General features: G+C 32.3%; 18 protein-coding genes. 10 read left to right on the top strand and 8 right to left on the bottom strand.

What is annotated here, in order from left to right; translation table 11 throughout:
- Positions 1–5: 5 nt before the first annotated feature.
- The 4 genes from ACNFIH_RS20735 to ACNFIH_RS20720 all read right to left on the bottom strand — a co-directional run bounded on the left by ACNFIH_RS20735 (position 6) and on the right by ACNFIH_RS20720 (position 8056).
- On the bottom strand, positions 6–3323 hold the full coding sequence (locus ACNFIH_RS20735; protein ID WP_426484586.1) for a TonB-dependent receptor: 3318 nt from the start codon (positions 3321–3323) through the stop codon (positions 6–8).
- 117 nt (positions 3324–3440) lie between these two features.
- Positions 3441–4370: a FecR family protein gene (locus ACNFIH_RS20730; RefSeq protein ID WP_426484585.1), complete on the bottom strand. Its 930-nt coding sequence runs from the start codon at positions 4368–4370 to the stop codon at positions 3441–3443.
- Between the two features lie 112 nt (positions 4371–4482).
- Positions 4483–5040 carry an RNA polymerase sigma-70 factor gene (locus ACNFIH_RS20725; protein ID WP_142450744.1) on the bottom strand — a complete coding sequence of 186 codons (558 nt, stop codon included), beginning with the start codon at positions 5038–5040 and terminating at the stop codon, positions 4483–4485.
- A 586-nt stretch (positions 5041–5626) separates the two neighbouring features.
- A complete protein-coding gene (locus ACNFIH_RS20720; RefSeq protein WP_426484584.1) occupies positions 5627–8056 on the bottom strand; it encodes a tetratricopeptide repeat-containing sensor histidine kinase in 2430 nt (809 codons plus the stop codon).
- Positions 8057–8756: 700 nt separating this feature from the next.
- Between ACNFIH_RS20720 and ACNFIH_RS20715 the strand changes: the two genes are divergently transcribed.
- Entirely contained in the window at positions 8757–10160 is a 1404-nt protein-coding gene (locus ACNFIH_RS20715) for a DUF1254 domain-containing protein (protein ID WP_426484583.1), read from the top strand.
- Between the two features lie 164 nt (positions 10161–10324).
- Here ACNFIH_RS20715 and ACNFIH_RS20710 read toward each other — a convergent pair whose 3' ends face one another.
- Both ACNFIH_RS20710 and ACNFIH_RS20705 read right to left on the bottom strand, forming a co-directional pair.
- Positions 10325–11281: a YheT family hydrolase gene (locus ACNFIH_RS20710; RefSeq protein WP_035650880.1), complete on the bottom strand. Its 957-nt coding sequence runs from the start codon at positions 11279–11281 to the stop codon at positions 10325–10327.
- Positions 11282–11415: 134 nt separating this feature from the next.
- On the bottom strand, positions 11416–12435 hold the full coding sequence (locus tag ACNFIH_RS20705; protein WP_426484582.1) for a hypothetical protein: 1020 nt from the start codon (positions 12433–12435) through the stop codon (positions 11416–11418).
- A gap of 201 nt (positions 12436–12636) precedes the next feature.
- Here ACNFIH_RS20705 and ACNFIH_RS20700 point away from each other — a divergent pair, with 201 nt between their 5' ends.
- The 9 genes from ACNFIH_RS20700 to ACNFIH_RS20660 all read left to right on the top strand — a co-directional run bounded on the left by ACNFIH_RS20700 (position 12637) and on the right by ACNFIH_RS20660 (position 20637).
- Positions 12637–13152 (top strand): RNA polymerase sigma factor, encoded by a 516-nt coding sequence (locus tag ACNFIH_RS20700; RefSeq protein ID WP_035650877.1) that lies wholly within the window; start codon positions 12637–12639, stop codon positions 13150–13152.
- 49 nt (positions 13153–13201) lie between these two features.
- The gene (locus ACNFIH_RS20695; RefSeq protein ID WP_426484581.1) at positions 13202–14101 is read left to right on the top strand and encodes a FecR family protein; all 900 of its coding nucleotides are present in this window, start codon (positions 13202–13204) and stop codon (positions 14099–14101) included.
- A gap of 84 nt (positions 14102–14185) precedes the next feature.
- On the top strand, positions 14186–16636 hold the full coding sequence (locus ACNFIH_RS20690) for a TonB-dependent receptor (protein WP_426484580.1): 2451 nt from the start codon (positions 14186–14188) through the stop codon (positions 16634–16636).
- A gap of 305 nt (positions 16637–16941) precedes the next feature.
- The gene (locus ACNFIH_RS20685; protein ID WP_426484579.1) at positions 16942–17850 is read left to right on the top strand and encodes a COG4315 family predicted lipoprotein; all 909 of its coding nucleotides are present in this window, start codon (positions 16942–16944) and stop codon (positions 17848–17850) included.
- Positions 17851–17940: 90 nt separating this feature from the next.
- Positions 17941–18336, top strand: a complete 396-nt coding sequence (locus tag ACNFIH_RS20680) for an OB-fold protein (RefSeq protein WP_426484578.1) — start codon at positions 17941–17943, stop codon at positions 18334–18336.
- A gap of 4 nt (positions 18337–18340) precedes the next feature.
- Entirely contained in the window at positions 18341–19204 is an 864-nt protein-coding gene (locus tag ACNFIH_RS20675; protein WP_426484577.1) for a DUF5777 family beta-barrel protein, read from the top strand.
- Positions 19205–19222: 18 nt separating this feature from the next.
- A complete protein-coding gene (locus ACNFIH_RS20670; protein WP_426484576.1) occupies positions 19223–19567 on the top strand; it encodes a c-type cytochrome in 345 nt (114 codons plus the stop codon).
- A gap of 9 nt (positions 19568–19576) precedes the next feature.
- Entirely contained in the window at positions 19577–20119 is a 543-nt protein-coding gene (locus ACNFIH_RS20665) for a YceI family protein (protein ID WP_426484575.1), read from the top strand.
- A 29-nt stretch (positions 20120–20148) separates the two neighbouring features.
- A complete protein-coding gene (locus tag ACNFIH_RS20660) occupies positions 20149–20637 on the top strand; it encodes a CHRD domain-containing protein (protein ID WP_426484574.1) in 489 nt (162 codons plus the stop codon).
- Between the two features lie 138 nt (positions 20638–20775).
- Here the strand turns inward: ACNFIH_RS20660 and ACNFIH_RS20655 are convergent, their stop codons facing one another.
- Together ACNFIH_RS20655 and ACNFIH_RS20650 are read right to left on the bottom strand one after the other, a co-directional pair.
- Positions 20776–22200, bottom strand: coding sequence for a TlpA family protein disulfide reductase (locus ACNFIH_RS20655; RefSeq protein WP_426484573.1), 1425 nt, complete (start codon positions 22198–22200; stop codon positions 20776–20778).
- Between the two features lie 105 nt (positions 22201–22305).
- A complete protein-coding gene (locus ACNFIH_RS20650; protein WP_426484572.1) occupies positions 22306–23460 on the bottom strand; it encodes a TlpA family protein disulfide reductase in 1155 nt (384 codons plus the stop codon).
- Positions 23461–23606 lie beyond the last annotated feature (146 nt).

Here is a 23606-nt window from a genome sequence, read left to right as displayed (position 1 = left end):
ATTTTTTAAAAAGTTGCGTTAACACCTGTCATATAAATACGTGAAAGCGGATATTTTCCTAAATCCATTCCAAAACTTCTAAGACCAACTTCAGGATCCATTCCAGAATATTTTGTGATTGTAAAAAGGTTTTGTCCCGAAATAAAGAATCTCAATTTCGCTTTTCCGTTCAACCAGCTTTCTTTTACTGTATAACCAATCGAAACGTTTTTCAATCTTAAGAAAGAAGCATCTTCAATATACAAATCAGAAATACGCCCGAAGTTATTGTTGTTGTCTGTTGACGAAAGAACTGGCACATTTGTATTCGTATTTGTTGGCGACCATGCATCTTTAGATTCAGCAAGTAAATTATAACCTGGGAAAGAAGCATTTAAACCTGTATATTTTACTGCATTGAAAACACTATTTCCTGCTGCTCCAGTAAAGAAGATATTCATATCAAATCCTTTATATCTGAAATTAGCATTTAAGCTGTAAGTTGTTTTTGGAAACGGACTTCCCAATACTACTCTATCACTGTTGTTGATTACGCCGTCTCCATTTTCATCTTTAAATTTAATATCTCCAGCAACTGCATTTGGCTGATACGCAACACCATTTGAGTTTACATACGCTTTTGCTTCAGCATTACTTTGAAATAATCCGTCAGTTGCATATCCGTAGAAAGCACCAACTGGGCTTCCAACTTGATAAATATTTGCTAAAGGCAAACTACGAACTCGGCTTAAACCTAGCGGTTCTAGAGAACTTAAATCGTCTTTAATCGAAACAATTCTATTGCTTAAGAATCCTGCGTTTCCTGTAACATCAAATTTAAAATCTCCACGTGTTTTTTGGTACGTTAAACTAACCTCAATACCTTTGTTTTCAACATCTCCAGAATTCACAATTCTTCCTTGAGGCGTTCCAGAAACACCTGGCAATTGATCACGAACCAACATATCTTTGTTCTTTTTAACATAAGCATCAACAGATCCGATTAAACTGTTATTCAACATTGTAAAATCTAAACCAATATTGGTCTGCTCAGAGCTTTCCCATTTTAAGTTAGGGTTTGATAATTCGCTTTCTGCATATCCGTAATTGATCGATTGTGTAGCTCCAATTAAAGCCTGAGTTTGTGATAAAGGCACACTAAATTGATATGGTCCAAGGTTTCCTAAATTTCCAATTTCTCCCCAGCTTGCACGTAATTTTAGACTGCTTACAATTGGCTCTAAACCTTTCATAAAACTTTCTTCAGAAATTAACCAACCTGCAGAAAAAGAAGGATATACTTTCCAACGATTTTCTTCTAATAATTTTGAAGTTCCATCGCGACGTACGATTCCTGATAATAAATATTTTTGATTGAAATCGTAGTTAATTCTTCCCACATAAGAAGAAATAATCTCATCTGATTTTCCTGCTCCTGTTTGCTGAATTAATTTGGCATTCAATAAATAACGCTGTGATGGATCTTCGTTGTCAAAACCAGTTCCTTCAATTGTATAAAAATCTCTTTTAGTTTCTTGGAAAGTATATCCAGCTAAAGCTTTCAAATTATGTTTCCCAAATGATTTTTCGTAAGAAATAGTCTGCTCGCTCAATAAATCGGTAATTGTCATATTTTTCAATGTCAATCTATTGAAATCAAATATTTTTCCAGGTTCCGTAACTTTTACAGTAAAATCTGTTGCGTTATCCTGAATTCTGGTATAACCCCAGTTTGATTTAATTTTCAGTCCTTGAACAATTTCCCACTCTGCATACGGATTGATCAAAATGGTAGAAATTGGATTTTTATTATCTAATCTTTTCAAATATGCCACCGGATTGATTACGTCTCCGTAAGAACCAATATATTTCTCAGGAACACCACCAAATTGTCCAGAACCATCTTCTCTATAAATCGTTGCATTTGGCGGATACAAAATTGCCGCTTGAATTGCTCCTGTGTACGAACTTGAAGTATTAGCCGTTTGACCATCTGTTAAAGAGTATGATAAATTTTCTCCAATAGTAAAATTATCAGCCAGTTTAAAAGATGAATTAGCTCTAACTGTATAACGTTCTCCGTAAGTATTCAGCAAAATACCTTCATTTTTTCTATAACTTCCAGAAAGGAAGAAATTCGTTTTTTCTGTTTTTCCGTTTACAGAAAGAGATAAATCCTGAATTTCTCCTGTATGGAAAATTTCGTCCATCCAGTTTGTTTTTGTCGTTCTTGCTGTTGGTTCAAAAGCAGGGTCAAATGCTGGAATTCTTGGCAAACCTGCATTATCTCTTGCTAAATTCATAGCATCAGCATATTCTGCAGCGTTTAAAACCTCTAGTTTTTTTGCTACATTTTGAAAACCACCTTGATAATTTACATTTACATTAATTTTATCCGAAATTCCTTTTTTAGATGTAATTAAAATTACACCTCCAGAAGCTCTCGCACCGTAAATTGCTGCAGAAGCCGCGTCTTTCAAAACGCTGATCGAAGCAATATCATTTGGATTTAAAGTATTTAAAGATCCGCTGTAAATAATTCCATCTAAAACAATTAAAGGCGTTTCAGCATTTAAAGATCCGATACCACGAATATTGATTGTTGGCGAAGAAGTTGGATCACCACCATCATTAATAACCGTAACTCCGGCAACAGTTCCTTGTAATAATTCGGCAGCATTGTTGTACGTTCTGCTCGCTGTTTCTTTCATCGAAACCGAACCTACAGCTCCTAAAACTTCATTTTTTTTCACACTTCCGTAACCCATTACAACTACTTCTTGAAGTTGTTTTACATCGGCTGCTAATTTTACAGTAATGTTTTGCGAACTGGTTACTTTTACTTCTTGATTTACATATCCAACATAAGAAAAAACAAGCGTCGCTTCTGAAGCATTGATTTCCATTTTGAATGTTCCGTCAAAATCTGTTGTAGCTGTCGCGTTAGAACCTTTATCTTTAATTCCAACACCTGGTAAAGGCATATTATCGTCTCCGCCATAAACAGTTCCAGAAATAATAAGTTTGTTTTGTTCTGCTACTTTTTGATTTTTCTTAATTACGATATTATTGCTCACAATTTCATATCGAAGTGCAGTGCCACAGATTTTATCTAAAGCTTGTTCTAGTGTTACATTATTTAGTTTTAAACTTAATTTTTGATTTGCATTGACTTGGCTGCTTTCGTACATAAAATGTACATCAACCTGATTTTCAATTTTTTGAAATATATTTTTTATACTTTCATTTTCAACTTTCAAAGTTACTCTTTGATTAATGTCAACATTCTCGGCGTTTACTGTCACCGTCGCAAAAAACAAAGCCATAAACAGGAATAATTTCATTCCTATTGTCCTTATGCTCTGGCACTTTACGGCAGACCGCATTTGTTTTTCATTCATAATTTTTAGATTTAGTTTAATTGTTTTGTTTATTGAGTTTCTACGTAGTTTATTTTTGAATTATTCTATTTTATAAATTCCTGAATCCATTTTATAATTGGCATTGATGATATTACATACCAGTCCAATTACCTGATCGGCAGGCATTTCTTTAAAATATCCACTTATTTTTAAAGGGGTTAAATTTTTGTTTTTGATTTCAATGGCAACATTATAATTGCGATTTATTGTGGCAACAACTTCTGTCAGCGGTGTTTCTTCAAAAACCATAATATTTTTTCGCCACAACGAAATCGTATTTACCGGAATATCCTTAAAAGCCTGAAGTTTATTATCCTGAGATTTAAAAACCACTTTTTGCCCTGGAGTTACATATACATTTTCCTCAGTAACAGTCGATTTCACGTTTACTCTTCCTGTCATTACCGAAACTTCTTGCGTTCTTTGGTCTGGATAAGCCTGAACATTAAAACTGGTTCCGAGCACTTTTGTATCCATTTTATTGGTATGAATTATAAAAGGATGCTTTTTGTCTTTGGCTACATCAAAAAAAGCTTCTCCGCTTAAGTACACTTCTCTAGTGCCTCCTTTAAATACTGTAGGATATTTTAGCACACTTCCTGCATTTAGCCAGATTTGTGTTCCGTCGCTTAATTTTATTTGAGCATGTTCGCCTAATTTTACTGCAAATTGTTTGCTTTCAACAGAATTTGATGTTTGATAAAAAAACACCGATAATCCCATTAAGAAAATTAAAGATGCGGCAACAGCCCAGTTTTTATATTGAAAGGAAATAACTTTACCCGTATTTTTGATTTGTCTTAATTCTTTTTTTAACTGCGAACGATCGGACTGAATTACTTCCATATTATCAAAAAAATCATCTGTACGGTCGTACCATTTATTCCACATTTCTTGTCCTTTCGGGGAATACTTTCCGTCTAAGAAATTTTTTATTTCGTTGTTTTCGCTATTTGAATTTTCAGGCATTATAATTTCTTTATGTCTTTAATAGTATGTCTTGGAAATTGAATTTTTAGGTAGGCGCAGAAGGTTACGCTTCTGTTAAGAAAAAATTGGATTCTTAATCTGAATTTTACTTTTAGTTGAATTCGCCTAAATAGGTACGCATGAATTTTAGCGCATAAGTAATATGGTATTTTACCGTTTCGATGGAAACATTCAGTTCCTCGGCAATTTCTTTATTGGTGTAATGTTTCACACGACTTAGAATAAAGACTTCTTTTGATTTTTTAGGAAGCAACATTGCCGCTTCATCAACAGCTTTTCGCAATTCATCATAATAAATAGCATCTTCAGTTGCGTTTTGACTTGTGTAAGCCACCACGTTTTTATCTAAAACTTCCTGAATATACTGCCCCGTAACTTCATGAGATTTTATATAATCTAAAGTCATATAACGAACTGAAGTATAGATGTAAGCCGCAAAACTTTTCTGGATTACAATGATCTTGCGTCGTTCCCAAATAGAGGTAAAAACTTCCTGCACAATTTCTTCTGAGATTGCTATTGATTTCATTCTCAAATAAACAAATCGAACAAGTACATCGCGGTATCTAAAATAAAGTTCATCAAAAGCTTTATCCTTGCCCGATTTTAATAATTCGACAAGTTCTTCGTCTGTAAGCTTCTTATACATGATACATTATTTTGGTATGGATAATCAAAAGAAAAGCGCTGGCAGAAACACTTTTTCTGATTTGGTTTTGATAATGTTCGTGTTCTTTAAAAAATGACATATACAAAGTATTGAGTTCTTCTTATATGTCTCCAAAATTAAAACTTGGGGTAGGTCGATTAGGTTACGTTTACATTAATAAAACCATCGCAAAATGAAACATATTATTAACATTTGAAGTCAAAGGTTAGCTGTAAGTAAGTCTACTTGCACTTTTGAAATTTCAGATTCCTCTAGTTTTGCCGAAAAAAGTTAAGGCGATATTTAACAAGTGGAGTGAATGCCTTTTTTGCCACAAAAAGTTAAGATGTTTTTTAGAAATTTGATTTTCATAGCAATATTGTGACAATACAGATTTAAAAAAGAATAAATGCAGGTAATATGCGGATTTGAATCTTAAGCTTCAAATCCTGCTCTCCCCTCAAAAAAGTAAAACCTGCAAATCCTAAGATTTGCATGTTTTTTGTTTTACAGCAGTTTTCCAATCTTTATAAAAACTCCCAAAATTTCTATGATATGTTAGAAAGCATTTCCACTATAAAAAATTCTAAATATCTATAGCATTATTATTAACATACTTCTTACTGATTGGGAGTTCAGCTTTAAAATTAATCTTCAAAATTGTACCATTATCATTTTCCATTGTGAAACTACCATCTATATCATCAGTAAGACCTTTTATAAGACTCATACCAAATGAATCAGCTTTTCTATTGGTGAAGTCTGTATCAATACCAATTCCATTATCAGAAACAGTTAATTGATAATGGCTTACTGCTTTCTCTTCAAGTAAAACAAATATTGTTCCCGATCTGTCATCCGGAAAAGCATATTTCAGAGAATTGGTTATAGCTTCATTCAAAATTAAACCTACAGGGACTGCTTGCGCTACATCGAGTTCTAACGGATCTGTTTTTACTTCGAAACGTACTCTTTGCCCCAGCGAAAAAGATTCCCTAAGATACCCTATAAGTTCTTTTATATAATTTTGCATGTTTATTGTTGATACATTTTCAGCACCATAAAGCTTTTGATGAATAAGTGACATGGAGTATATTCTATTTTGGCTGTTTTTTATTGCTGAAAGAGCCTTATCATTATCCAGATAAGCGGACTGAGAATTCAAAAGACTTATAACGGTCTGCAGATTATTTTTTACGCGATGATGGATTTCTTTCAAAAGCCACTCTTTTTCATCCAATAAATGCACCAAATTGATATTTTTCTGATTGATTTCCTTTTCCTTCTGTTCCAGTTTGGCATTAGTTCTCTGTTTCACGCGGTATCGGTTAAATAAAAGGCCGATAACAGCAAGAAGCAAAACTAGGCTCCAAATCGATATAGTATTCAAAAGCTGTGATTTTTGCAACTCTCTTTCCTGTAATTTGGACTCCCTATCCATTAGTTTTATTTTTTGCTCCTTATTTTTTGTTTCATATGCGATTTTAAGTTCTTCAATTTGCTTGTCTTGTGTAGTATTCGAAATTGAATCATATATAACCTTATAATTTTGGAAGTGGGTCAGCGCCCCCTTGTAATTGCCCTTCAAAGAGTCTATTTTATACAGCAAAATTTGAAGATTATCTGAATTAAAAGTTTTTTTATGAATCTTGCATAATTGAAATACTTTATTTGTATAGATTTCGGCCAGTTTTAGGCGATTTGTCTCGGCATAAAACAAAGCCATTTCTGTATATGCAATGACAACTTCAAAAAAGGTATAAGAATCCTTAAGTTGTGTAGCATAGTAATCCATTTCTTTAAAATATTTTTCAGTATGGATAAAATTTTTCATTCCTTTATAGCACATAGCTGTAGTATAGGCTAGCTGCATTTTGTCAAATACACTTTTTGGGGGATATTTAGTTTTTATTGAACTAATAAAATCAAGAGCTTGCCTGTTCTTTCCCTTATCTGACATGGCATCAATTGTACTAAAAACACTTTTATACCAAAATCCGCTATTTAATACATCCTGACTTATTTCAATACTCTTTTTGAACATTTCCAGAGCCTCCTCATCATAGCCAATTGTATTATAAACGTCACCCAGTCGTAAATAGGTAATATCCCCTAAAGTAAAATCCTTTTCATCTTCCATTCTTTTTACACTTTTTAAAGCATAATACAAGGCACTTTTATTGTTATGAAAGTACATTTCTAAATATGAAATCGTATTTTCTGTAAATTGCTGATGAGTAAAACCAATTTTTCTCAAGTCTATTAGATCCTGATAAAATCTTTTTTTTGCAATATTTATTCGGCCGGTCCAAAAATAAATAGTGCTGAGTCTTTGTTCGCTTTCAATCCTTTTTTCCTCTAACCTTAATGACGTATACAAAGAAGACACTTCTTTGAAAATTTTTTCTTTTTCAGGATCGAAATTGGTTAAAACATTTCCATAACATTCTAAAGCGTAAGCAAGAGTAATCTTATCATTCTGCTTTCGGGATTCATTAATGACTTTTTCAAAGTGTTTTTTTCCTGCAGCCTCATTATTAGCCTGAAAATAATATCTCCCGAGTAAAATTTCGCTTTGATGCTGCCATTTTTTTATTTTAAGTTTATTGCTCTGATCAACTGCATCTTTTATATAGAAAAAAGCATTCTGCAGATCCTCAGATCTGGTTCCCGGCTTAAAGAGATAAAAACTCCCAAGCTGCAGCAATAATTTAATCTTTTCATCATCTTTAGAACTAGCAAGGAGTCTTTTAGCCGAATCGATATTTCCTTTGTCAATTAAGTCCTGACCAATCAGATATGAACCATCATTATAACCTTCATCATAAGCTAAAGAAGCGGGTAGCTTATAGGCTTTGCTTGCTAAAACTACGGAGCTGTCAACATCAATGGCACCTTGGTTGGCTCCGTACAAAAAGTTGGCGCAGGATTTAATCAAATGTCTCTTTTTAGGTAAATCATACTTGCTTACGGACGGTGATAATTGAGCTGAAGAGGTTATTGAAAAGAAAAACAATAAACAAAGATATCTCATATTTATAATGGAGTTAATTTCGTTAAATTATGATAGTCAAATGTATCAAAAACAGCGTTTTATACTAGACATAAATATCAGAAAAATTTCCATAAAAAATTTTTATTTGTTACAAAACAATCAAAATATTGGCAGTGTATTCCAACAATTAATTATATCATAAAATTTCAAAAAACTTCTAGAAGTAAAACACTTTTGAAATATATCCTTGTATAATCTTTGGAAATGTTTTCCGGTTCCAAAAAGAAAATCTAATTATTTATCTTCAAAGTATATCATCTGGAAAAGATGAAGAAAGTAACTGGCTACCCGACTCCTAAAAATAAAAGTTCATGCCTATTAAAAGAGTTTGCCTCCTTCAGATTGATGTTATAAATAATGTCTGAAAAATACCTTTACCAGAAATCTTCAAAATAATCATTTAAATATTATGTGCTTTCTCAGAAAAAAATCCTAATCAAATGATTCGTTTTTTTGCACTATAAAAAGATTTTCATCTTAACTTCTTATCTAATTCTTAAATCAGAAACATATTAGAAAATAATTATAACTCAAATAGTAAAAGTTGTTCCATTTTATAATCTGCAACCATTTTTTAAGGTTTAAAAAAGTAAAATTTTCTTTTATCCTATAATTTTAAAATCGGAATAAAGAATCTCATGTGAAATAAACTCCTAGTATTATGAAAAATCTAACCGCTTTTTTAATCGTCATGCTTTTAGCAGTTACAGCCTGCAAAAAAGATCAGCCAAAAGACAATCAAAACATTGCTGACTCATCAGCATCTTCTGATTCTATAACCGCCATAGCAAAAGAGGCGTGGATCTACGGATATCCAATATTTTATAATTACAAAGCCATTTACGCCAGCGCATTAAACAAAGAAGACAGAGCATATGTTGGTTTTAATAAATTTAAAAGCTTTGCAACGAGTGCTACTCCTGCAGATACTTTGGTAATAACAATAAATAATGACACTCCATATTCTATGGCTGCCCTTGATGTTTCTAATGAGCCTGTAGTTCTCGAGGTTCCAAAAATTGAAAACGACCGATATTACGTAATGCAGCTCGTAGATTTATATACATTCAATTACGAATATATCGGAACCCGTGTAACTGGAAATAATCCAGGAAAGTATCTAATTGCAGGACCAGACTGGAAGGGCGAAACGCCAAAAGGAATTGACAAAGTATTACACTCAGAAACCAATCTAATATTTATAGTCGGCAGGACTCAGCTTCATGATCCGTCCGATGTTTCTAATCTGAAAAGAATTCAAGGACAATACCAACTAATTCCATTACACGAATACACGAAACAGCCTGCTCCGCAGCTTAAAAAATACAATCTGCCACTTCCTTCATGGAAAGAAAGCGATTACGGCTCTTTGGAATTTATCAATGTATTAAATTCATTATTGCAATACGCAAGCGAAGACAGTAGCGAAAAAGAACTTAGAGCTCGTTTTACGAAAATCGGAATTGTACCGGGAACTTCTTTTGATAGTTCTAAATATTCGCCGGAAACTATTAAAGCAATAGAAAAAGGAATTGCAGAAGGAAAACAAGAACTAGAAACTACTTTAAATAATCTTAAAGAATTTGGAAACCTTTTTGGTACAAGAGCAGAACTAAAAAACAACTACTTAAATCGTGCAGTCGCTGCAGCAGCCGGAATTTATGGTAATACAAAAGAAGAGGCAGTTTATACCGGAGGAACAAATGATAAAAACAATCAGCCGCTTTCAGGGGACAAAAATTATATTTTAAAATTTAGCAAAAATGAACTTCCGAAAGCAAAATATTTCTGGAGTATAACCATGTATAATCTTCCAAAACGTTTTCTGGTTCCAAATCCGATTAAAAGATATTCGATTGGAAATAAAACTAAAGGTTTGAAATATGAAGCTAACGGAGATCTGATTATTTATCTTCAAAGTACGTCTCCAGGAAAAGATAAAGAAAGCAACTGGCTTCCAACTCCGAAAAATGAAAAATTCATGTTTGTTACAAGAATTTACGGCCCTGAGCCTGATGTTATAAACAACGTTTGGAAAATGCCTGTACCTGAAATTGTGAAATAATTACTTAAAAATAAAAACACTTTCACAAAAAAAATCCTAATCGTTTGATTAGGATTTTTTTTATGAACGGTCAAATCGAAAAATATTTTTATATAACTTTCTGCTAAACATTAAAATTGGAAACAAGTTAAAAACGATTTTTAAGCTTTAATCAATCCAAAATTTTACAACGATTCAAAAAAATCAAAAGCTCTTTTTTCGGCATAAGAATACATTGAATCACGAAGCGGAAAAGCGCAATGTCCTCCATATTTTGGAGTTTCCAGATAAACATATCGGCTGTTCTTTGCAATAGCTCTCGGGTAACATCTTTCACCCAAAAAAGGATCATCAAGTGAATTAATTATTAAAACCGGAGTTGTAATATTTTGAAGAGAAAATTCAGGAGATACGCGTTGATAATAATCATCTTTGCTCTTAAAACCATGCAAAGGTGCTGTAAAATATTGATCAACTTCATCAAAAGAAGAGATTTTATCAATCTGATCGCTGTTTATAAAATCAGGAAACTGCGCTGCTTTGTATTTCAGCTTTTTCTTAATATCAATTGTGAAATTCTTTAAGTAAACTCTGTTGAAACCTTGTTTAAGTACTTCAGCACTTGTTGCGATATGAGTTGGAACAGAAATCGAAACTGCAGCCTTTATACGTTCGTCGATTTTTGTCCAGCCAAAATAATTCAGCAACTGAACACCTCCCATCGAATAGCCAATCATATAAACCTCTTGAAATCCTTTTCTCAAAACAAATTGCACTACCTCATCAAGATCGTCAACAGCACCGTGATGATAAAGCCTCGGCAAACGATTCATTTCGCCTCCACAAGTGCGATTATTCCAGGCAAAAACTGAAAAACCTTTTTCTTCAAAATAAGAGGCACAGCTATTATTGTAAGTTCTTCTAGAATCACCTTCTAGGCCATGACATAAAATAACAGCCTTTTTTGAATCATTTATAATAAAATCAATATTTATAAAATCGCCATCATTTAGTTCAAGTTTTTCTCTGGTATAGCCAGGAACTTCAAACTTTTTAAACAAAGCGGCATAAATAGTAGAGACATGCCTGTTGCGATGAATAATAGCAGGAGAATCATATTCTGATTGTTCGATTATTGGCATGATTAAAAAAGTTTTTAAGTTGGTTCTTACAAATTTAAGAAATCAATCAATATGTAAATTAATACTGTCTTTTTTATTTCACGAACTCAAAAAAAATATTGAATATCTAAACCGAATGAAACTGAGATAACGCTTTATTTTTTCTCAAAATACAGATAATTAGTAGTATTGCTGACATCGCGCAATCGTACTTGAGAATTATTAAACTCAAACAATTTCCAATTGTTGTTTAGTTTACTTAATAAATCGGAGCTAAAAGTTAGTTTTAATTCTCTAACATTATTTTGAACACTACTATCCCACTGCCCTGTTTCTGAAGCTGAGCCTTTAGTCGCCACTACCGATTTATCACTTTTGAAAACAAACGAATAACCGCTATACGAAGAAGTTTTCTCCGAATCACTGAAATAATAAGGAATTCCCCATGAACCTTTTGTAATAGCGCCAACAAAATCAAGTGTTACAATGTTATTTTCAGGACAATAATCGATCGCATATTTTATGGCATTTTCGAAATCTGAATTATTTGAAAGCGATTTTGTCTGATTATTGTAATCCACTATAGAAATTGGATATTTTAACGAAATATACTGGCTGGCGTTCAAATTTTTGATGAAATTAAAAAAGGCTTGATCGCTTATAATTGTTGTTGAACTTGCAGCTTGATTCGCACTGTTATAAATATTAATTGTTATGGGATAATTAATATTTAATCCATTTATTTTTGATAAAAGATCCGGATATTGGTTCCAATAATCGATTAAAGAATTAAAATCGGCCTCATTTGGAATATTTTTTTCGATGTAATTATAATACACCATCGTTACCGGAAAATTTATTTTTACGATATCATCATCAGCATTGCTTGCATTAATATTATCGGTTACTTTTTTATAATCTGCAGCGCTGTTTATCGCAATTTGTGTGTTATTGACAGTAACTGTGTATGGAGGTTTTATAGTACAGTAAGTCGATCCGTCAATTACATTATCCTGAACAGTTTGCACCATTGCAACTCTTTGCAGATAGGAAGTCAGAGGCGAAGAATTTGTTATTGTTCCCTGTGTGTTATTACCCTGTTCATCCATTTCACTTTGGCAAGACAATAAGAACAAAAAAACAACAAGAGATAAATATTTTTTTAGCGAAAACATACTTATATTTTTACAAAGGTAATAAAATTTAAAAAACTGTTTTTCAATAAATTCGGCATTAAAGCTTTTAATTTTTCTTTTAAAAAGTGTAACCATTACACGAAAATAACATTTTATGTCTCTATAAAACAATCAGCTTTAGTTTTACCCTACTTAAACCAAAAACAAATACTTTTGTACGGTATCAAATCGAAAATTTAAATGCCAACTAAAAACGAATCAAATACTTGCGACGAAATTATTTTTTCGTCTTTTTTTAAAAGCCACATTAAAGCGCTTAGAAATTTTCTTTTTTACAAATTTGGCAATCTAAATCAGGCAGAAGATGTCGCACAGGAAGCGTTTGTAAAACTTTGGCAAAACTGTGCATCTGTACCGCTCGAAAAAGCAAAATCATACATTTATACGATTGCAAATAATAGCAGTCTGAATGAAATTGCGCATCAGAAAGTGGTTTTGAAATATGAAAAAAACTTTACTGGCTTAGATAAAACCAATGAAAACCCAGAATATATTTTAGAAGAAAAACAATTTCAGTCAAAACTTCTGAAAGCAATTGAAAACTTAAACGAAAAACAACGTGTTGCTTTCTTGATGCATCGAATTGATGGAAAAAAATACAGCGAAATTGCACTTGAATTAAACATTAGTGTAAAGGCTGTCGAAAAACGAATTCATCTCGCGTTAGTAAGTTTGCGTAAAGAAATTGATTTATAAAAGTAGGGTAAATTTAGTTCCAATTGTTTTAATTATACAATACAAGAAAATGAAAAAAAATCGCTTATTAGCAAAATGGCTCAACAATGATTTGTCTCAAGACGAATTAGCTGCATTTGAAGCAAGTCCCGATTTTGAAAAATACCAGAAAATTAAACAGTATACAGATCATCTAGCAATGGATGATTTGGATGAAAACTCTATGTTGTCGAATATTCTTAAACAGAAAAAAACGACTCCAAAAGTGGTTCCGTTATACAAAAAATGGGCTTTTCGAGCGGCGGCTATATTTGTTTTGGCTCTTGGCGTTACGCTTGCATTTAATTTTTTGACACCTCAAACACAGACAGCAGGTTTTGGCGAAAGAACTACTTTTTCCTTACCAGATAATTCGGAAGTAGTGCTGAATTCAGGTTCTGAAATAAATTATAAAAAATTAAATTGGGATAGCCACAGAACTCTTGACCTTAAAGGAGAAGCTTATTTTAGAGTCGCAAAAGGACGCCGATTTGAAGTACATACCAATTTGGGAAAAGTTACTGTTCTCGGAACACAATTCAATGTTAAAGCCAGAAAAAACAGATTTGATGTCGTGTGTTATGAAGGACGCGTAAAAGTAAATTATGCAAACACCCAAATCGTATTGACTCACGGACAAAGCGTTAGTTTTGAAAATAAAAATCAAACGAACACAATTGTAAATGTATCGAAACCGGAATGGATGGATAATCAAATAAGTTTTTATAAAGAAGATATTCGAAGCCTGTTAGATGAAGTGGAAAGACAATATAACATTGAAGTCGAATTAAATTCTAAAGATACAACCTCTTTATTTACAGGAAAATTACCAGCCAAAGACTTAAATGTAGCTTTGCATATTATTAGTACAACTTATCATTTAGAGGCCAAAAAAGTCTCAGAAAATAAAATAATTTTTGACGAAAAATAAATGTTGCTCCCCAAACAATTTCATTTTTTGTTTTTCCTTTTTTTTCTGACCCTCAATCTTTTTGCTCAGGGCCAAGGGCAAGTCATGCCTTTTAAAAAGATCATATCTGAAATTGAAAAGCAGCATCAGGTTAGTTTCAATTACACCGAAGATAACATTGCTGGACTTGAATTAATTCCACCAAAAAAAACACTTTCGCTTGCGCAAAAACTAGAATATCTTTCTAAAAAAACCAATTTGTCTTTTGAAAATATTGGCAACCAATTCATTAACATTTATAAAAAAAGTGATGAACCTCAAATCATTTGCGGATATGTTTTTTCTAATGCAGATAAGAAACCAATAGAAAACGCTAATATTAATTTAGCCGATAAAACACAAACCAGAACAGATTCAAAAGGTTATTTTGAATTTAAAAAGGAAAATCATAATACATTTCTAATTACGCATATTGGATTTGTAGCCAAAAAAAGTGCGATTGGAAATGCCGATTCTGAAAATTGTCTGCAACTATTTTTGGAGCCTGAAATCACGGAACTTCACGAAATTAAAACCAATGCGATTTTGGCTTCGGGAATTTCTAAAAATGTCGATGGATCGTTTGAGATTAAACCCAAGAAATTCGGAATTTTGCCCGGACTTATCGAGCCCGACGCTTTGCAAACCATGCAACAAATTCCGGGTGTTAATAGTATCGACGAAAGTGTATCGAGTATAAATGTTCGTGGCGGTACGCATGATCAGAATTTGTTTTTATGGAATGGAATTCGGATGTACCAAACGGGACATTTTTTTGGTTTAATATCAGTTTTCAATCCCAATTTAGCGCATACGATTTCAATTTATAAAAACGGAAGTTCTGCTTTTTACGGAGAAAGTGTATCCAGTGTTGTAGCAATGTCTTCGACGCCTGAAACCGCTGAAAAAAATTCTTTTAGCGCAGGAATCAATATGATTAATGCTGATATTTATGCGAAATATAATCTTTCGAAAAAAAGTTATATTGAAATTTCAGCCCGAAAATCGATTACTGATTTTGTTGAAACGCCCACTTACAAAGAGTATTTTAATAAAGTATTTCAGAATACCACAATCACTGATTTTTCAAACAATCAAAACGTTGATTATCAAAGCGACAAGAAATTCGGTTTTTATGATGCGACGCTAAAATATGTTCAAAAAATAGGAAAAAAAGATCAAATCGTACTTGATTTAATTACGATTAAAGATAATCTGGAAGTTTTTCAAAGTGCGACGGTATATGATATTTTCAGATCGGAAAACAACATATTGCGTCAACAAAATTATGGCGGAAATCTGGCCTGGAAAAGAAATTGGAACAACTTTAATACCACTAAAATCAATGTTTATAATTCGGCTTACGAACTTTTAGCCAATCAGACCTCAACTTTTGGAAATCAAATTGCGATTCAGGAGAATACGGTTAATAATAACGGAGTTAACTTAGAAAACAATCATATTCTTAGCTCAAAATTTAGTTTGAATGATGGTTATCAGTTTAACGAAATTGGTGTCACGAATTTAGAGGATGTAACCAATCCTGATTTCTATCGCAAGGTTAAAGATGTTTTAAGAACACATGCTTTAATTTTGGAAGGAAAATACAATGACACGCTTTCTAGAGTTTATTTTAAGGCCGGAACCCGAGTTAATTATATCGAAAAATTTAAAAAATTTATCGCCGAACCTAGAATTCAGTTTGGTTATGGAATCAATAAAAATCTGAACTTAGAATTGCTGGGCGAAATGAAAAGTCAAAATTCCCAACAAATTATTGATTTGCAGAAAGATTATTTCGGAATTGAAAAGAGACGATGGATTATCTCAAACGACTCCACAATTCCGATTCAAAAAAGCAGACAACTGTCATTAAACTTATCTTATGAAAAAAAAGGCTGGTTGCTTGATATCGAAAATTTTTATAAAAAAGTAACCGGAATTACAACCTCAAGCCAAGGTTTTCAAAATCAATTGGAATTTGTAAAAACAACCGGAGATTATGAAATCTGGGGAACAGAAATGCTTGTTCAGAAAAAAATGAATCATTTTTTGACTTGGCTGAGTTATACCTACAACCACAATAATTATCATTTTATTAATTATGAATATCCCGTTTTTCCTAACAACTTTGAAGTAATGCATACTGCAAGCTGGGCAGGAATTTATGAGAAAAACAATTTCAAAATTGCTTTAGGAACAAAATGGACTTCGGGCCGACCAAAAACTTCTCCGGACAATTCTCAAATTGATCTTTCAAATCCCACATTGGTATACAATAAACCTAATAACACCAATTTACACACTTTTGCGCAGGTTAATTTTTCTTCCACTTACAAGTGGGAAACTGCAAATGGAATTCAGTACAAATTAGGCGTTTCTATTTTAAATATCCTTAATCGAAAAAATGAAATCAGCGAATATTACAGAATAAGTTCGCTAACAAATTCTATTGAAGAAGTGGAGACATTTTCACTGCAACGAACTCCAAATGTGAGTTTTAGAGTTTCATTTTAATCTTAATCCTACAAGGTTTAAAAAAAATCTTAGACTTTTTTTACTTTTTTTTTCAAAATATCAATTCTTAAGGTAGGGTATTCTATCACAAGACTGTTTTACTATTGAATTTTATCAAAATAGTAAAAAATGAACCCCTTAAAAAATCTGAAATTATTTCCTCTGGACAGTTCGTAATACTAAAATTATCGAATAGAATGTCCATTAAAATCAAGTGAAAATCTTGATACAAAATCATTAAACCAAAATACTTTACTAGTCTGTAAAGTCCATTTCAATTTAACATAACTTAAATCCAAAGTATTATGAAATTAAGACTATTTAAATTCGCCGCAATTACCCTTGCAATCTCATCATTTTTTATAAGCTGCACCAGCGACAGTGGCAGTGATACCCCTACCACTCCACCACCACCGGTTACAAAAACAGAAGTAAACCTTGCTACAAGCACTACTTTAGGCTCTTATCTTACAGATAAAAACGGAAGATCTTTATATTTTTTCGCAACAGATGCAAACGGACAATCTTCATGTACCGGCGGATGTGAAGCTTTTTGGCCTGTTTTTAATGTTGATAATTTAACTGCCGACAAATTAGGAACCGGATTAACATTAGCTGATTTTGCCTCTATTACTACTGCTTCAGGCAAAAAGCAATTGACTTATAAAGGTTGGCCTTTGTATTACTACGCACCAATGTCTGCCGGAGATGGATATGGCGGCGCAGGTGTCAACACGCCTGAAGCTGCTGGAAAAACTTCAGGAGACGGAGTTGATGGCACTTGGTTTATTGCAAAACCAGATTATTCTATCATGATTGTGAGAAGTCAACTTGTAGGTCATGACACTAAAAATTACAAATCAGATTATACTGTTGGAGTTGGTACAACTACCTATTTTACTGATGCTAAAGGATTGACATTGTACACATTCAAAAATGACAATTTCAAGAAAAACAATTTCACCAAAGAAGATTTTTCAAACAATGCGGTTTGGCCAATTTATGAAACAGATAAAATTGTTGTTCCGTCTATTCTTGATAAATCTAAATTCAGTTCGATAACCGTTTTTGGAAAAGTGCAATTGACTTATAATGGCTGGCCTTTGTATTACTTCGGACAAGATGCTGGCGTAAGAGGCGCTAACAAAGGAATTAGTTTTCCAAGTCCTGGAATTTGGCCAGTTCCGGTAAAAGATATACCGCTTGCCATTTAAACTGCTAAAATAGAAGAAAACATTATTAAGGATGAAATCAAAATAAGTCCATAATAATGTTTTCTGAATATCAACAAATTGAAAAGAGAAATGAGTAAAAAAAGCAAAATAATTATTTCAATACTAATCGCAATTGTCCTTATCATTTTTCTCTCTTATAACTATTTAATGCACAGCGGAGCTCGAAATTTAGCAACAGAAAAAACAGATTTCACGGTTAGTTCCGCTGCTATTACAGACGAATTTATTTCAGATTTAGAAGCTGCAAACAAAAAATATCTTGAAAATGCCGTTGCCATAAAAGGAAAAATAACAGCTCTGAATGGAAAAGAAGTAATTCTGGACGGCACTATTATCTGCAGTTTTAAAGATCAGGATTTATCCATTAAAAAAGACCAAATAGTGACTGTAAAAGGGAGAATTGTCGGATATGATGATTTGATGGGCGAAGTAAAACTAGATCAATGTTTTATAATCAAAAACTAATTAAATGAAGGTAAAATTATTTTTATCCGTAACATTTTTTCTTTCAATCATTTGTCATGTATCGGCACAAGATGATTTGTTAAAGGAATTGGATACTATAAAATCAAAAGAAAAACAGACAGAAACTTTAGGTTTCAAAGGACTGCAGATTTGTAATATGCAATCAACAAAATTAACCGCCAAAGGAGAATGGTATGTATTGATTTCCCATCGTTTTGGTGATTTGACAGAAGGGTTTGAGAATTTCTTTGGATTAGATGATGCGTATACCAAATTGGGAGCAATTTACGGTGTAACAAACTGGCTTTCTGTTGGAGCTTCAAGACAAACTAACAATAAAATTTATGAATTAACATTAAAATACAGATTGAAAACTCAGGAAGTTGATGGATTTCCGGTGACAATTGTAGGCTATAATACAATGGATATCAATACCAATTTAAGCACAGATCAATATCCGAACTTAGAATTTAATAATCGATTGGCTTATACTACGCAATTATTGGTTTCAAGACAATTTTCAGATAAGATTTCGCTTGAAATAAATCCAATTTATATTCACAAAAATCTGTACGATGAAACTACGGAAAGAAAAGATCAATTTGCGGTTGGACTTGGCGGAAGATATAAATTCACAAAAAGATTAAGCATGAATCTTGAATATGCACCGCGAATTAATGCTCCCGAAAGCGAGGTATATCACAACTTGCTTTCAGTAGGATTAGATATCGATACCGGTGGGCACATTTTTCAAATGGTATTCTCAAATTGCCAGACTATGAACGACGTTTATGCATTTTCTAATGCTACAGGAAAATGGAATGGCGGAGGTATTTACTTCGGATTTAATCTCTACAGGGTTTTTTAAAAATTAATACGAAATTCTATGAAAAAAATAAAAATTTGTCTGATCCTATTATCCAGTGTTTTCATTGTCTCCTGCGAATCTAACACTTATAGTGAATTAGCTCCGCCTACCAGCAATCCAACTTATGTAGCAAACATAGAGCACATTATGGAACATAACTGTATCAGCTGTCATTCCGGAACATCGCAATATCCAAATCTGGAAACATATGATGGAGTCAAAAATGCCTGTACCAATGCCAATTTAATCTGCAGAATAGAATCTGAATCCTGCGGAGCAAGAATGCCATTAGGAGGAAGTTTACCTCAAACCGATATTGATATGATAAAACTTTGGGCAGCAAACGGATTTGTAAAAGAATAAATTAAAACGATGAAAAAAACAGCATTTTTAATTCTATTATTTTTTGTGGGAAGCACCATTTTCTCCCAAAAAATGATAACCCGAACCGGACAAATAAAATTTGAAGCTTCTGCACCTTCTTTTGAGCCTGTTGCAGCTGTAAACAATTCGGTTTCAGCAATTCTTGATAAATCGACTGGTGAATTTGCTGTACTGGCTTTGGTAAAAGCTTTCAAATTTGAAATTCCGCTTATGGAAGAACATTTTAATGAAAATTATATGGAATCTTCCGTTTATCCAAAAGCCACATTTAAAGGAAAAATCATAGATTTTGATGCTTCTAAATTAAGCACTTCAAAAAAATATGATGCTGAAGGTGATCTGACTATACATGGTGTTACAAAGAAGATTAAAACTAAAGTCAGTTTGGCCTTGAAAGATGGAAAATTATATCTCTCCAACAATTTTACAGTAAAAGCTCAAGATTATAATATCAAAATACCAAGTGTTGTAAAAAGCAAAGTTTCGGAAGATGTAAATATTGCCCTGAATTTTATTCTCGATGGAAAATAATCTTTTTTAAACTCTAAAATTATACAATTATGAAATCTCTATTTAATTTTTCAGCTCTCTTCTTGTTGCTATTTATTGGAGTTTCTTGCTCTAGTAATGATGACAATTCTAATCCGTCGCCTATTATTGTAACATTCAATGCGACTTTGAGTGGTGCAAGTGAAGTTCCTGCAAACGCTTCAACAGCAACAGGAACAGCAACCTTGAGTTATAATAAAACAACAAAAATCTTTACGGTCACTGTGACGTATTCCGGTTTAACGCCAACTATGGGACATATACATATGGGCGCCGCAGGTACTAATGGTCCTGTAATATTTCCGTTCTCTAGTTTGGCATCACCTATTAGTTATACTAGTACTGCTTTGACTGCAGCTCAAGAAACGGATCTTATAGCTAATAATTATTATGTCAATCTGCATACTGATGCTTTTGCAGGAGGTGAAATAAGAGGGCAACTTATTACTGAAAATCCTAACGGAAGTGGTGGCGGAAGCGGAGGTGGCGGAGGCTACTAACTTCTCCTTTCTTAATTTTTATTAATTACCAGAGCCTTACTGTTGAATTAGTAAGGCTTTGGTGTTTTTAAGAGTTTTTAATTATTTAATAGCATATTGAGCTGAATAAAACAATCCTTTATAATACTTTACATATCTTTATTCTTGTAATAATTTATCTAATTCTATTTCAATTTCTTTACTTTCAGGATGTGGTGCTGTGTTATTGACTAATTCTCCTTTTCTATTGTAAAGTAAATATCTTGGAATTGTTTTCAATTGCAGATCTTGATAAAACTCCGCATTCGGATAATTGACAGCAAATAGATTACTGCTGCTTGAAAATAATTTTTCTTTATCAGAAGCCATTTTCCATGCTGATAAATCTTTGTCGATAGAAATATTGATAAACACAACCTCTTTATCCTTATACATTTTTTTTAAATTATTGAATGCCGGCATAGAAGCTCTGCAGGGTCCGCACCAACTTGCCCAAAAATCAACATAAACTACTTTGTTTTTATTTTTTGAAAGGATTTCATCCAATGTAAATTTCTGTTTAGTTGAATTGATGAAATAACTTATCTTTTTTTCTTCTTTCATTTTAGAAAGATCAAAAGCATATTTCTCAAAAATTTCATTGCACATTTCTTTATTATGCACTGCTTGTTTGAATTTTTCAAAATATATTTCCGAATCCGCATTTGATGATGATTCTATAATTCGACACAAAGTTGTGTACAATAAATAATCTTTTACTATAACAGAAAAAACATTACTCTTCAAAACATAATCAAATGCTATTTTAGGATTATCTAGTTGTGATTTTGTATTTGTTTCTTTTATTTTTTTGGCAATATAATTGTCTAAAAAAACTTGATAACCTCTCAAACACAACAAGTCATCTCGTTTTAAATCACTAGCTGAAATAGTGGCTAACAGCTCCTTATTTACATTAATTTCATAATATTTTGCATGCTCTTTTTGAAATTCCATAACATCTTTAGAAATTAAACCTTTAGTAGACAAAGAATCTAAAGTATTATATGTTTTTACTGTATAATTATGCATTTCTGTCTTATACTTTTGGTTATCAAATTCATTTCGCATTCTTTTGTTTTGATCAAAAAACTCAAAATCATCCAGCGGTTTTTGAATTTTAAAAGAAGCTTCAAAATTGCCATCAAACTCTTTAGTCTTGCGACCTACTATCGTTGCTTTTGGTACACCATTTTCATAATCAAAAATTACAGTATCTCCTTTTTGAAACAAGTAATAATACGTTTTGGGAGAATCATAAATATAAGTCATACAAATTAAATCTCCTTTGACTGCTCTTCTGATTGTATCCGTCTTTGATTTATTATTAATAATCAATTCCGAACGTTTAAAATCTCCTTGTTCTGAAATATAAATTGGATTAATAGTCCCGTTGATAGTACGATACTTTGTAGTTGGAACGTGATCATTTTTTTTGAATATAAAAACAATTTCGTTTTTTGTCTGATAAGGTTTTACAGATGCTTTTGTTGTATTACATAAAAGCAAAAAAAAGAAAGGGATAAAATAAAGAATTTTACGCATTGGTTTAAAGAGGTTTCTGGGCTGTTATTTAATTGTTTTAATTCAGTTCAAAGTAACTAAATCTAGTATTTCATTTATCAAAATTTAATAGAATATGTGTTTACCTCATAACTTACTTTCTAACAGCTTTTGTAAAACACTAAACTCATCATCATCATTTAATTGTTCATTATGATAAATCAACTTTCCTGTAGAATCAATTAAAAAATACTGTGGCATATGATCTACCTCTAAAAGATCTTGGACTCGATTTCCTTGAATATAAGTTGAAGCGTCACACGTTTGTAACCACGGCATTTCATATTTTTTTAAAGAATTTAACCACACATCAGTATTTGAATCTAATGAAATCGAGATCAATTGCAACCCTCTGGATTCATATTTTTTATTGAGTACTTTTAAGGTTGGGATCTTCTTTATACACGGTGCGCAACCGTTTGACCAGAAACAAAGAAGTACGTATTTTTTCTCTTTAGAAAATGATGATAATTCAAAATTTTGTCCTTTGTCTGTTGAAAAAGAGAAATTGGGTAAAATATGCCCCACTGTGAATGACAGCTTTTTCTGGATATACTCATTAAGCGATTTTCCTAAATCGGTTTGCTTCAAATCATTGCTGAATTTATCATAAACTACACTAAGCTCCTCAGGATCAAATAAATGAATACCATGCACTATATCTTTGTTAAAAACATATAATGAGATATACTGATTAGGATGTGATTCAATAAATTTTATTTTTTGGACTAATAGTTTTTTCCTTAAATCTGAAACGATTGTCCATAAAGAATCTTGCGTGCTTGCTTTCAAATGTTTGCTTCTGGCATCGAAATAAACATTAAAAGCTGCATAAGCACTCTCACTAAGTGATCTTGTCAAGAGCTTGTATTCTTTTTGCTCTTCATTAAAGGGAAGATTGGAAGCATGAAAGTTATTTAAGAAATCTTTTTGATTTAGTTTTTCAATATCAATTGTCATATTCTGTGAGCCAATTAATAAAAAAAAAGTCCCCACATATTTATCATCTTTCTGTACACTTAAAACAACTGGCTCATAACCTTGTTTAATTTCACCAGATAAATAAAATTTACCATTTTTTTCTTTTGTACTTACAGAAGCAAAAGCAGAATTTTGGGATGAAAGTATAATATCTGCTCCTTTATATTGAGAAGGAATAGTTCCTGAAATCGAAAATTTATGTTGTGCACTCAATGTGAGACAAAAACATATCATTAAAACAGTAATCGCTGTTTTTTTCATAATTATAAAAATTAAAATCGTTCTTTGAGTTAACGCAGACAAACAATACATTTTAAAATAAAGACAAAAAACGAGTTAACTATATAAATTAACTCGTTTCTTGTTTTAGCTTTATTTGGGGGCTTCAAGCTATTTTTTCATTTTAT

It is taken from the genome of Flavobacterium sp. 2 (genome assembly GCF_049949195.1).
In the GTDB taxonomy this organism is placed as follows: Bacteria; Bacteroidota; Bacteroidia; order Flavobacteriales; family Flavobacteriaceae; genus Flavobacterium.
The sequence above is the reverse complement of the archived record's forward strand: the minus strand, read 5'-3'. Positions and strand labels throughout refer to the sequence as shown.

Bases quoted from the DNA above. Each gene is read 5' to 3' on its own strand.
- ACNFIH_RS20735 (WP_426484586.1), bottom strand. From the start codon at position 3,323: ATGAAATTATTCCTGTTTATGGCTTTGTTTTTTGCGACGGTGACAGTA.
- ACNFIH_RS20730 (WP_426484585.1), bottom strand. From the start codon at position 4,370: ATGCCTGAAAATTCAAATAGCGAAAACAACGAAATAAAAAATTTCTTA.
- ACNFIH_RS20725 (WP_142450744.1), bottom strand. From the start codon at position 5,040: ATGTATAAGAAGCTTACAGACGAAGAACTTGTCGAATTATTAAAATCG.
- ACNFIH_RS20715 (WP_426484583.1), top strand. From the start codon at position 8,757: ATGAAAAATCTAACCGCTTTTTTAATCGTCATGCTTTTAGCAGTTACA.
- ACNFIH_RS20710 (WP_035650880.1), bottom strand. From the start codon at position 11,281: ATGCCAATAATCGAACAATCAGAATATGATTCTCCTGCTATTATTCAT.
- ACNFIH_RS20705 (WP_426484582.1), bottom strand. From the start codon at position 12,435: ATGTTTTCGCTAAAAAAATATTTATCTCTTGTTGTTTTTTTGTTCTTA.
- ACNFIH_RS20700 (WP_035650877.1), top strand. From the start codon at position 12,637: ATGCCAACTAAAAACGAATCAAATACTTGCGACGAAATTATTTTTTCG.
- ACNFIH_RS20695 (WP_426484581.1), top strand. From the start codon at position 13,202: ATGAAAAAAAATCGCTTATTAGCAAAATGGCTCAACAATGATTTGTCT.
- ACNFIH_RS20690 (WP_426484580.1), top strand. From the start codon at position 14,186: ATGCCTTTTAAAAAGATCATATCTGAAATTGAAAAGCAGCATCAGGTT.
- ACNFIH_RS20685 (WP_426484579.1), top strand. From the start codon at position 16,942: ATGAAATTAAGACTATTTAAATTCGCCGCAATTACCCTTGCAATCTCA.
- ACNFIH_RS20680 (WP_426484578.1), top strand. From the start codon at position 17,941: ATGAGTAAAAAAAGCAAAATAATTATTTCAATACTAATCGCAATTGTC.
- ACNFIH_RS20675 (WP_426484577.1), top strand. From the start codon at position 18,341: ATGAAGGTAAAATTATTTTTATCCGTAACATTTTTTCTTTCAATCATT.
- ACNFIH_RS20670 (WP_426484576.1), top strand. From the start codon at position 19,223: ATGAAAAAAATAAAAATTTGTCTGATCCTATTATCCAGTGTTTTCATT.
- ACNFIH_RS20665 (WP_426484575.1), top strand. From the start codon at position 19,577: ATGAAAAAAACAGCATTTTTAATTCTATTATTTTTTGTGGGAAGCACC.
- ACNFIH_RS20660 (WP_426484574.1), top strand. From the start codon at position 20,149: ATGAAATCTCTATTTAATTTTTCAGCTCTCTTCTTGTTGCTATTTATT.
- ACNFIH_RS20655 (WP_426484573.1), bottom strand. From the start codon at position 22,200: ATGCGTAAAATTCTTTATTTTATCCCTTTCTTTTTTTTGCTTTTATGT.
- ACNFIH_RS20650 (WP_426484572.1), bottom strand. From the start codon at position 23,460: ATGAAAAAAACAGCGATTACTGTTTTAATGATATGTTTTTGTCTCACA.